The sequence below is a fragment of the Pseudomonas sp. AL 58 genome (genome assembly GCF_036348395.1).
GTDB lineage: Bacteria > Pseudomonadota > Gammaproteobacteria > Pseudomonadales > Pseudomonadaceae > Aquipseudomonas > Aquipseudomonas defluvii.
Genome location: NZ_JAZBQR010000038.1, coordinates 1 through 10,352, shown reverse-complemented (window position 1 = coordinate 10,352; position 10,352 = coordinate 1). Strand labels below are relative to the sequence as shown.

Sequence of the window (10,352 nt, the reverse complement as noted above, 5' to 3'; positions counted from 1 at the left end):
ACAGCACCTGAAGGTCGTGCTGAAGGTCATCGATCGTCAGGCTGAAGTGCGCGTGATTGGCGGCTGAGAACATCCCTGGTCCCCCGGTGGCTGCTGCGAGGCACGGACGCTAACAAATCAAGCCACGGGATGGATGTAGGACGCTTCCGAAATTGATCGAAAGGGCCGTAAAAAGCACTCAAGGATCTAGTAATCTTGTGCACTTTTTGTGGGAAGCAGGCTTGCCAACGATGCAGACGCCACGTGCTCACTGGCACCGTGTCGAGACTATCGCGGGCAAGCCCAGAGAGTGCAGCCTGCTGACAGCCTTACGCTAATGCCGAAGGTTTTTCAGCGAAACCTCAACTAGTTCTTTAGCCACTTCAACCTGGTGGAAGACGCCTTGAATCAATACCTCGGCCCGCGAGCCACTGTGTTCAAGGGCTTGTCGCGTGGCCGCAACCGCACACGCAAGGTGTTTGTAGGCATGCAGCAAGGCGACCTCTGAAGGAAGGTCCTGACGAACACGCAATACGGGAGGATCGGGCGTGAGCTTGATCATGGCGCAACTCCTGACTTTCAGTGGAGCTGCCACGAATCGCTGCTAAACGAGTTAGGTGGCAGCTGTACGCGGGTTAGCAGACCGGGAAGTCAGGTACCCGGCGCACCCGAGGGTGCCCCACGCACAGCCGCCATAGAGCAGCATCGCAGACGTAAGCGTTGCAATGACTATGGAGGCGTGTTGCGCCTGACTTCATGTTCGGACTGCTAAATCCGGTCGTTGAATGGGCAACGACTCGGCAAGACTAGTTCGCACCAATGACAGGCACAACGGCAAAAACGCCGGAAAAGTATGCTTGGGAAATGTCCTACTTGAAACCGCGAATTTTCACTATCGCTCACCAGCAAGCAGCAGCGACGGTGATGCATGCGCACGCTTGCGCTGCATCAGATCCGCCGCCCGTGCCCGCAACTGGCCGCAACCACCGTCAATATCCTGCCCCGCCGAGTTGCGTACTTTGGTCAATACGCCATTGCTGTGCAGGTAGCGCATGATCTGCTCGATGCGGTCCGCGTCAGGCCGCTGGAACTCATCGGCTTCCAGGCTGTTGTAGGGAATCACGTTCATGATCGCGTACTTGCCTTTGAGCAAGCGCAGAATCCCGTCCATTTCTTCCTGGCTGTCGTTGATGCCTTTGAGCAACGTCCACTGGTACTGAATCGGGTAATCGATTTGCCGCGCATAGGCTTCGCCCAACTCGACCAGTTCTTCTGGGTCGATCCGCGGCGCGCGGGGCAGCAACTGCTGGCGCAGCGCCGCATTGGTGGTGTGCAGCGACAACGCCAACGCCGGCTTGACCTGCTGTTGCGGCAGGCGCTCAAACACGCGCAGGTCGCCCACGGTGGAAAACACCAGGTTACGCTGGCCGATACCGCCTTCAGTTCCCAGCAGGTCGATAGCCTGCAGCACGTTGTCGAGGTTATGAGCGGGTTCGCCCATGCCCATGAAAACCACTTTCTTGACTGCACGGTAACGCCGGGCCAGTGCCACCTGCGCCAGGATCTCGGCGGTGCTCAATTGCCGCAGCAGGCCGCTTTTACCGGTCATGCAAAATACGCAACCCACCGCGCAGCCCACCTGGCTGGACACGCACAAGCCACCGCGTGGCAGTAATACGCTTTCCACCTGTTGCCGGTCGGCCAGTTCCACCAGCAGGCGCGCCGAACCATCGCCACCGGGGTGCTCGGCACTGAGCCGCGCCAGGCCATCGAGCTCGGCGCTCAGCTGTGGCAGTGCCTGCCGCACGCTCAAGGGCAGGAAGTCTTCGGTTTTCTGGCGACGGGTGCCCGTGTCGAGCGGCACGCCGCGCAGCCAGGCACGGGTGATACGCCCGATATGCACGGGCTTGGCGCCAAGGGCGGCGAGCCGCTGGTGGAAGTCTTGGATAGTCATGGGGCGCGCATGCTATCACCGCTTACACGCGGCGGGGAATCTGCAACAACACCCGCAAACCATCACTGCGACTGTCGAAATCCAGCGAGCCGGCACAACGCTGGACAATCGCCTGAACAATCGCCAGGCCCAAGCCACAACCATCGCTCTGGCCAGTGCGCCAGAAGCGCTGGGTCAGGTGCTCCAGGTGCTGTGCCGGAATACCCGGCCCGTGGTCCCGCACCCTGAAACCGACACGCTCACCGTCCACTTGCACCTGCAACTCCACCGGCGCACTGCCAACGGTGTGGCGCAGCGCATTTTCCAGCAGGTTGCGCAATGCAGCGACCGCCAGGGGCGATGGCATGTCCAGGTATAACTCGCCCGCTCCTGGGGCCAGGTGCAGCGCAATACGCCTGGCGCCCTCCTGGCCGATGTCCTGAATCGCCTGCCGTGCGACATGTTCGGCGTTGCATTGCACGCCATCGTCGAACGACAGACTGCCCTCTACCCGCGCCAGCAGCAGCAATTGCTCCAGGGTACGGTGCATGCGATCGGCGCCCTGCTCGGCGTGCTCCAGCGCCTGTTCACGGACCGCACCATCGGTCATCCGCGCGACCTGCAAGTGGGTCTTGATCGCTGTCAGCGGGCTGCGCAGTTCATGGGCGGCATCGTCGGTCAGCCTGCGCTCGCGCTCGAGGGTCTGGCCAATGCGCAGAAACAGCTGGTTCTGGGTTTCCAGCAACGGTTGCAGCTCACTGGGCATGGCCCGTAGCTGCAGGGGCTCAAGTGAATCGGGGCTGCGTTTACGCAAGGCATCACGCATGCGGTTCAGCGGCGCCAAGCCCCTGCCCAAGCCCAGCCACAGCAGGCCCAGTGTACCGAACAAGGCCACCAGCACCGGCGCCGAAGCGGCCAGCAGGATCGAGCGATTCAAGGCTTCACGCTCTTGATGACGGTCCGCGGTGGTAATACGTACATCGCCACGGGCAAAGGTAAAGCTGCGCCAGGAGGCGCCGTCGATCATCTGATCATGAAAGCCGACCCGGTCGTCATCCAGAGGTTGCTCGCCGTGGCTGTGGTTTCGCGCCAAGATCTCACCACGCAGGGAGCTGACCTGACAGGCCATGCCATCGGGGACACTGAGCTGGTCCGCGCTCAGCTGCGTGCCCTCGCCCTTGCTGGTCAACGGTTGCGGCAACTGGTCGATCAGGCCGGCCACCATTCGCGCCGAAGCGACCAGCCGCTGATCAAGGGAAAACATCATTTGCTGGCGCAGGTCACGCAGCATCCAGGCAGCAGCAAACGCCCAGATCACGACAAATGCCGTGCCGAGAATCAGGCTCAGGCGTAAACGCAGGCTCATCGCGCCGCCTCTTCAGGCAGTTGGGCGGGCCCCAGGCGATAGCCCAGCCCACGTACGGTTTCGACAATGCCGCTGCCCAGTTTTCGCCGCAGGTGGTGGATATGCACGTTCAACGCATTGCTCTCGACTTCATCGCCGAACCCGTAGACGCTGTCCTTGAGTTGTTCGCTGGACAAGACACGGCCACGGTTATGCAAGAGGGCATGGAGCAAGGCCTGCTCACGCCGGGACAGGTCCACCGGCTGCCCGCCCAGGCGGGCTTCGCGGCTGCTCGGGTCGTAACTCAAGGGGCCGTGCTCGATGATGTTCACCGCACGCCCCGCCATCCGCCGCATCAACGTATGCAGGCGTGCGGCAAGCTCACGCAGGTCGAAGGGTTTGAGCAGGTAGTCGTCGGAGCCGGCCTGCAGACCATCGACCCGGTCGCTGACCGCGTCCCGTGCGGTGAGGATCAACACCGGCAAGGTCTCACCCTGCTGACGCAGACGGCGCAGTAGTTTCAACCCATCCTCATCGGGCAGGCCCAGATCGAGGACCATGACATCGAAGCTGGCGGCCTGGAGCATGGCCTGGGCCGCAGCCGCGCTGGCTACGCGGTCGACCGTCAGGCCTTGAGCGCCAAGCCCGGCGACGATACCGCTGGCGATCAGGTCATCATCCTCGCAAAGCAATACGTGCATGGTCAGTCTCGATCATAAAAGGCCCATTGGAGCGCAGGCGGATTAACCGAGGATTATGCCGCGTCAGCCTCGAACCGTCGCGCATCGGGCGACGGCCGTTTCTGCAGCCGGTTAACTTTGAGTTAATCACCCGGCGGCAAGCTGAATGAGTGATAGCGCTGACAAGGACCTGATATGCGCGTTTTTCTGATGACCCTGTTGGTACTGTTCAGCAACCTGAGCCTGGCCCAACCTTTCGCCAAGCCGTTTGCTCAACCGGACTTTCTGGCGGTCGACAAAGCCTTCGTGTTCAGCAGCGAACGGCTCGACTCTGGCCAGACGCGCCTGCACTGGCAGATCACCGACGGTTATTACCTGTATCAAAAGCGCCTGAAATTCGATGGCTTGCCCACTGAACAACACCCCGCGCTGCCCGCGGCACAAACCCACACAGACGAGTTCTTCGGTGAAAGCCCGGTGTACCGAGGTGAACTTGAACTGATCTTGCCAGCCCATGCCAGTGGCCAACTGCGCGTCGGCTGGCAAGGCTGCGCCGACGCCGGCCTGTGCTACCCACCGCAAACCTCTACGGTGGCCCTCACCCCTGCCGATGCCGTTGACCGAGGGCGCGAACAGGCAAGCGACCAGGCCCTGGCCGGCGACCTGCAACACGGTACGCTGTTCTGGAGCCTGCTGGCCTTTCTTGGCTTGGGCGTACTGCTGGCGTTTACCCCCTGCTCCCTGCCCATGCTGCCGATCCTCGCCGGATTGGTGCTGGGTAACGGCGCCAGCGCTCGCCGTGGCTGGGCATTGGCAGCGGTGTATGTACTGAGCATGGCCCTGGTGTACGCCGGCCTGGGTGTGATCGCTGCCCTGCTGGGTGCCAACCTGCAGGCGTGGCTGCAACAACCCTGGCTGCTCGGCAGCCTGGCAGCCCTGTTCGTGGTGCTGGCCTTGCCAATGTTTGGCGCCTTCGAGTTGCAGCTACCCGCCTGGCTGCGAGATCGCCTTGAACGGGCCGGGCATAACACCCGTGGCGGCAACCTCTATGGTGCTGCGTTGCTGGGCGCCCTGTCGGGCCTGTTGATGGGGCCGTGCATGACCGCACCGCTGGCCGGTGCATTGCTCTACATCGCGCAAAGCGGCAATGCCGTGCAGGGCGCACTGGTGCTGTTTGCCCTCGGCCTTGGCATGGGCCTGCCCTTGCTGTTGCTGGTCACCCTGGGTAACCGCTACCTGCCGCGACCGGGCGCCTGGATGGAGCGGGTGAAGGGGTTCTTCGGCTTTGTGTTCCTGGCCATGGCGCTCTACACCCTGCGGGCCGTGCTGGACCCAACGCTGTGGCTGGGCCTGGCCGGTGCCTGGCTGATCGCCCTGGGCTGGGCCGCCTGGACAACCTTGCAGGCGCAACGCCCGCTACAGGCATTGGCACTGCTGTTCGGGCTGTGGGGCAGCCTTATGGTGGTCGGTGCGGCAGCCGGTGGCAGCGATCCCTGGCGACCACTGGAGCCTTATACCGGTGCCAGCAACGCTGAAGCCCAGGCAACCCGCGCCGATGCCTTCACCACCGTCAGCGACCCGGCGAGCCTGCAGCGAGAGCTGGACGCCGCCACCGCACAAGGGCAATGGGTGCTGCTGGACTACTACGCTGACTGGTGCGTGTCGTGCAAGGTCATGGAGAAACAGGTGTTCGCACGCGACGATGTGCTGGCAGCGCTGAACGGCGTACGCTTGCTGCGCCTGGACGTTACCGCCGACGCCCCGCCCAGCCGTGAACTGCTCAAGCGCTATGCGGTACCTGGCCCACCCAGCCTGATCTGGATCGGCCCCGAGGGCGACGAACGCCGGGCACGGCGCATCACCGGTGAAATCGATGCGCTGAACTTCCTGCAACACTGGTCTGAAACCCGGAGCCAAGGCTGATGCTGACTGTGAATATCGGGCCACTGGCTGTTGGCCTCGAGCACCTGCTGCTGTTCGGCGCACTGGCCATCGCCACCCTGGTCGGCTGGCGGGTAGCACGACGCAACGGTGACAACCCCGAGTCAACGCTGTTCAACCTGTTTTTGCTGGGCGTGCTGGTAGCACGCTTGGCATTTGTCATTCGCTACTGGTCGATCTACCAGGAAGACCCACTGCAAATCGTCGATATTCGCGATGGCGGCTTTCTGCTCTGGCCAGCGATTGTCGCAGTGCTGCTGGGCGCGCTCTGGCAAGGCTGGCGACAGCCACGGCTGCGCACGCCACTGGCTTGGGGGCTGTTGAGTGGCGGATTGTTCTGGGCACTGACAAGCCTCGCCAGCCACCTGTATGAACAGAACACGCAATTACCGCCCATCAGCCTGCGCGATGCACAAGGCCGTGCGGTGGCGCTGAACGATTACCGTGGGCAACCGCTGGTGATCAACCTCTGGGCCACCTGGTGTCCGCCCTGCCGACGGGAAATGCCGGTGCTGCAACACGCCCAGCAAGAACGTCAGGACGTACTGTTTCTGTTCGTCAACCAAGGGGAGTCGCCACAAACCGTGAGTAACTTTCTGGCAACCACTGGCCTGAACCTGTCCCATGTACTGTTCGATTCAGGCGGTCAGTTGGGCCAGCAAGTGGGCTCCATGGCGCTGCCTACTACGTTGTTCTACACCGCCGACGGCCGCCTGCACGGTAGCCACCTGGGCGAACTGTCCAGGGCCAGCCTGAGCCACGCCCTGGAATCCTTTGAGCGCGCCAACGCCGCCTCCACTGTTTCAACAAGGAACACACCATGAAGATGCCTGCCACACTCGCCTTCAGCCTGGCCCTGGGGCTCGGCTTGCTGCCGACGTATGCCGTGCATGCCGAAACACTGCCCATGGCCATTCAGAAGATCGAGGCCAAAGGCGCAACCATCAAAGGTGAATTCGACGCGCCCAATGGCATGCGGGGTTTCGCCGCCGAGTACCAGAACCGCGGTATGGCTCTGTACCTGATGCCCGATGGCAAGCACGTGCTGGTCGGTAGCCTGTTCGATGAGCAAGGCAAGGACCTGAGCCTGGAGCCGCTGGAAAAGCTGGTCTACGCACCGATGGCCAAAGCGATCTGGGCAAAACTGGACAAAGCCAGCTGGATCGCCGATGGCAAGGCCGATGCCCCGCGTATCATCTACATGTTCAGCGACCCCAACTGCCCCTACTGCAATCTGTTCTGGCAGCAGGCGCGGCCGTGGGTCGAATCCGGCAAGGTGCAGTTGCGGCACATCATGGTCGGCATCATCCGCGAAGACAGCCCGGCGAAATCAGCGGCACTGCTGGCCAGCAAAGACCCACAAAGCGCCCTGCAACAACATGAAAAGGCCGGCAAGGCCAGCACCCTCAAAGGGCTACCGAGCATCCCGGCCGAGGTACAGGCCAAGCTCGACGCCAACATGGCCCTGATGGATGAACTGGGGCTGTCAGCCACCCCGGCGATTTTCTACCTCGACGACAATCAGCAACTGCAGCAGCAACAAGGTGCACCAGCGCCCGAGATGCTCGGCAAGATCTTCGGCAAGCGCTGAGTCGCGAGCCGGGGGCCGTGCAGCGGCCACAGGTTTGCGTCACGGCCCAACCCTCGGCAGAATGCGCCCCGACCGGAATCAACCGGTCAGGGCCAGGGCACCTGTGCAACACCCGTGGCCCATGGAGCCAGCATCTCAGGATGCTTCACACGGAGTGTTTACCCCATGCGTTCCCTGCTGTTGAAAAGTCTTGTCGTTGTCAGTGTGCTCGCGGTGGCGGCCTACGGTTACACACGCTACGCCATGCGCTACGGCTCCGGCTCCGGCACTGCGCCTGACATGGCGACAGCAAGCGAGCAGGCCGACACCCTGATGGTCTACAAGGCGCAAAAACGCATGCAGTTGCTCAAAGACGGCGTGGTGCTCAAGGAATACAACATTTCCCTGGGCAAGAACCCGGTCGGCCACAAGCAGGCCGAAGGCGACGAGCGCACCCCTGAAGGCCGCTACACCATCGACTGGCGCAACGAGCAATCGATTGCCCACCTGAGCCTGCACATTTCCTATCCGAATGCCGAAGACAAGCAACGGGCTGCCGCGGCCAATGTCGAGCCGGGTGGCAACATCATGATCCACGGCCTGCTCAATGGCTGGGGCGGGATCGGCGAGTGGCATCGACGCTGGGACTGGACCAACGGCTGCATCGCCGTCACCAACGAAGAAGTGCGGGAGATCTGGTCACGGGTACCGAACGGCACGCCGATTGTGATCGCGCCATAACCCAGGCGGACATGCTGCAGCCACATCAACGGCACGCGATGTGGCTGTACATGTGCGAACCGATGGGTTGGGGTCGACGTTCAAAGCATGCCATACAACAACCGTCCAATCCGGGCATACCTGACTCGCCGCAACAACGTACGCACCTTCGGCGGATAATCGGTGAGGGAGTCCAATGCCGAGTAGCTATCAACCCGTGTGGTATGGCGTGAGAGCTGTGCAAGCTCTTCATCACGCTGCATGGCCCATTCAGCCTTGGGGTCGTCGATAAGCAAGGCATTTTCCAGGTCCAGCCGGAACCCACGGGGGTTCAGGTTATTGCCGGTCAAGAGGGTATAGCGTTGGTCTACCCACACCCCTTTCAAGTGAAAACTGTGATTGCCGTCTTTCCACAATTGCAGATTCAACTGATGACGGGCAATGGCCTCATGATGCTTGCGGGCGAAACCACGCAGTTTGCTTTCGTAAAAGTAAGGCAGCGCAGCGCTCAACGTGAACGGCTCTTCGGGTGGGACAAAAAAATCATTGGCGGTCTTGTCGCCGATGATGATGTCAATGGTGACACCACGCTTGAGCGCACGTTCGATTTCGCGCGTCAGCACCGGCGCAAGGTTGAAATAAGGGGTACAGAGTGTGAGGCGCTTTTGGCTGGTGGCCACCAACTGGCACAGGGCTCGGTTCAGGGGGTTGTTCCTGCCAACACCCAGCAGCGGAATCACCCGCAGCCCACCATGCTCGCTGCTCCCTGCCGACGTATCATAGGCGGCACGCTTGAGGCGACTTCGGAAAGCCCTGATGGCCCGATGCAAAGTGCGCGATCTGGGTGGCGCGGGCACATCCAGTCGATGCGTCGCTCTGGAGCCCAGCAAGGCGTTTTGAATCAACGTCTGCACTGAGTCGGCCAGCGGTTTGTTGCGGAGTACGTGATAGCGATCCAGGCGGTACTTGTCGAACTTGTGCAGGTAGACGTTACTGATGCTGGCACCGCTGTAGATCACGCAGTCATCGATGATGCTGCCTTTCAAATGCAGCACACCGAAGAGTTCTCGGGTTTGTATGGGCACGCCATAGACCGGCACGTCCACCTCACGACGCATTCGTTCGGCGCGGTACCAGGCCGCGTTGCCTGGTTGCTTGCCTGCCCCAAGCAAACCCCGCTGCGCGCGAAACCAGTCGACCACCACAACGATATCCAGCGTTGGACGGGCCGCCTTGGCTTGATAGAGGGCGTCGATGATTTCCTGACCGGACTCGTCCTGCTGCAGGTACAAGGCGGTGATGTAGATGCGTTGCTGAGCAGAGGCAATATGTTCAAGCAGACAACGTCGATAGTCGGCAGCCGTTGGCAGTATCGTGATCGCGTCGGCCGATAGATCAAAACCACGTAGCGCTGCAAGCCCAGTTTTTGGAGAGTAGAACCGCATAAGCCTCTCAAGATCGAAGTACTACGATGGTGTAGCTTTTTCAGATAAACGCCCTCCTGCAGGGATTTTGAAATGCCCTGCAGGAGCGACGTTAATCCACGAAACCATCACTCTATAACGTTTAGACCGAACTCGTTCGCTGCATCCTGCAACCACAGCCACCAGTAATCGGAGAAGCTGCGACGAATCAGCAGTTCCCAGGTGTCTTCGCTGCTGCGACGGATGACCAGTTGCGACTTGGCGAAGACCGTACTGACCGCTTTGCCGACCGGAAAATTGTTCGGGTGCACGTCGTAGCTGGTGGACTTCATCAGCACTTCGCGCACGTTCGGGCCGCTCAGTTCCAGCAGGGTCTGGCCACCGCTGACGTTGACCACCTGAATGTGCTGGTCCTTGAGGGCGTCGCGCAGTTTCTGCTCGACGGCGAACTCCTGGCCACCGGGGACGATCAACAGCCACTCATCCGGGCCGAGCCACTGCAGCGACATGTCGCCGTTTGCGACCACGGTCAGGGCCACGGGCAGCTCAAGGCCGATGGCCTTGAACAAACCACCGGCAAAGGCCGGGTCGTGGCCGTTGCCACGAATAGTCAGGTGGCCCAGCAGCTTCTTCTCGCGCAGGGTGACACCGGCGTTCTTGCGTCCCTTGCCAACCAGGCTCGACAAGTCGGCGTGGGCCAGCGGCGATTCCGCCTTGGCGGCGTTGCCTGGGTGTTGCTGGTAAACGTTGATTGCGCTCA

At 61.5% G+C, this 10,352-nt stretch carries 10 protein-coding genes; 4 read left to right on the top strand and 6 right to left on the bottom strand.

Translation table 11 applies throughout. The features are described from left to right. Positions 1–313 precede the first annotated feature (313 nt). The 4 genes from UIA24_RS22595 to UIA24_RS22580 form a co-directional block, all read right to left on the bottom strand. Positions 314–541 carry a hypothetical protein gene (locus tag UIA24_RS22595; protein ID WP_065761686.1) on the bottom strand — a complete coding sequence of 76 codons (228 nt, stop codon included), beginning with the start codon at positions 539–541 and terminating at the stop codon, positions 314–316. A gap of 330 nt (positions 542–871) precedes the next feature. Beyond that, positions 872–1,933: an RNA methyltransferase gene (locus UIA24_RS22590; RefSeq protein ID WP_330523991.1), complete on the bottom strand. Its 1,062-nt coding sequence runs from the start codon at positions 1,931–1,933 to the stop codon at positions 872–874. A gap of 22 nt (positions 1,934–1,955) precedes the next feature. After that, positions 1,956–3,278, bottom strand: coding sequence for an ATP-binding protein (locus UIA24_RS22585; RefSeq protein ID WP_330523990.1), 1,323 nt, complete (start codon positions 3,276–3,278; stop codon positions 1,956–1,958). Continuing rightward, entirely contained in the window at positions 3,275–3,958 is a 684-nt protein-coding gene (locus UIA24_RS22580) for a response regulator (RefSeq protein WP_099773997.1), read from the bottom strand. The genes UIA24_RS22585 and UIA24_RS22580 overlap by 4 nt, the downstream gene beginning before the upstream one ends. A 189-nt stretch (positions 3,959–4,147) precedes the next feature. On the opposite strand from UIA24_RS22580, the gene dsbD reads away from it, so the two are divergent. The 4 genes from dsbD to UIA24_RS22560 all read left to right on the top strand — a co-directional run bounded on the left by dsbD (position 4,148) and on the right by UIA24_RS22560 (position 8,189). Beyond that, positions 4,148–5,860 (top strand): protein-disulfide reductase DsbD, encoded by a 1,713-nt coding sequence (gene dsbD, locus UIA24_RS22575; RefSeq protein WP_099776581.1) that lies wholly within the window; start codon positions 4,148–4,150, stop codon positions 5,858–5,860. Next, positions 5,860–6,702 (top strand): TlpA disulfide reductase family protein, encoded by an 843-nt coding sequence (locus UIA24_RS22570; protein WP_330523989.1) that lies wholly within the window; start codon positions 5,860–5,862, stop codon positions 6,700–6,702. The genes dsbD and UIA24_RS22570 overlap by 1 nt, the downstream gene beginning before the upstream one ends. A gap of 2 nt (positions 6,703–6,704) precedes the next feature. Next, a complete protein-coding gene (dsbG, locus tag UIA24_RS22565) occupies positions 6,705–7,469 on the top strand; it encodes a thiol:disulfide interchange protein DsbG (protein WP_442963064.1) in 765 nt (254 codons plus the stop codon). Positions 7,470–7,634: 165 nt separating this feature from the next. After that, a complete protein-coding gene (locus tag UIA24_RS22560; RefSeq protein WP_330523987.1) occupies positions 7,635–8,189 on the top strand; it encodes a L,D-transpeptidase family protein in 555 nt (184 codons plus the stop codon). An 80-nt stretch (positions 8,190–8,269) separates the two neighbouring features. On the opposite strand, the gene pssA is transcribed toward UIA24_RS22560, so the two are convergent. Further along, positions 8,270–9,613: a CDP-diacylglycerol--serine O-phosphatidyltransferase gene (gene pssA, locus UIA24_RS22555; RefSeq protein ID WP_099773994.1), complete on the bottom strand. Its 1,344-nt coding sequence runs from the start codon at positions 9,611–9,613 to the stop codon at positions 8,270–8,272. 107 nt (positions 9,614–9,720) lie between these two features. Further along, the coding region (locus UIA24_RS22550) for a sarcosine oxidase subunit gamma (RefSeq protein ID WP_330523986.1) at positions 9,721–10,352 on the bottom strand (632 nt) is incomplete at its 5' end.

Excerpts from the sequence above, each read along its gene's own strand:
- UIA24_RS22595 (WP_065761686.1), bottom strand. The coding sequence starts at position 541 with ATGATCAAGCTCACGCCCGATCCTCCCGTATTGCGTGTTCGTCAGGAC.
- UIA24_RS22590 (WP_330523991.1), bottom strand. The coding sequence starts at position 1,933 with ATGACTATCCAAGACTTCCACCAGCGGCTCGCCGCCCTTGGCGCCAAG.
- UIA24_RS22585 (WP_330523990.1), bottom strand. The coding sequence starts at position 3,278 with ATGAGCCTGCGTTTACGCCTGAGCCTGATTCTCGGCACGGCATTTGTC.
- UIA24_RS22580 (WP_099773997.1), bottom strand. The coding sequence starts at position 3,958 with ATGCACGTATTGCTTTGCGAGGATGATGACCTGATCGCCAGCGGTATC.
- dsbD (WP_099776581.1), top strand. The coding sequence starts at position 4,148 with ATGACCCTGTTGGTACTGTTCAGCAACCTGAGCCTGGCCCAACCTTTC.
- UIA24_RS22570 (WP_330523989.1), top strand. The coding sequence starts at position 5,860 with ATGCTGACTGTGAATATCGGGCCACTGGCTGTTGGCCTCGAGCACCTG.
- dsbG (WP_442963064.1), top strand. The coding sequence starts at position 6,705 with ATGCCTGCCACACTCGCCTTCAGCCTGGCCCTGGGGCTCGGCTTGCTG.
- UIA24_RS22560 (WP_330523987.1), top strand. The coding sequence starts at position 7,635 with ATGCGTTCCCTGCTGTTGAAAAGTCTTGTCGTTGTCAGTGTGCTCGCG.
- pssA (WP_099773994.1), bottom strand. The coding sequence starts at position 9,613 with ATGCGGTTCTACTCTCCAAAAACTGGGCTTGCAGCGCTACGTGGTTTT.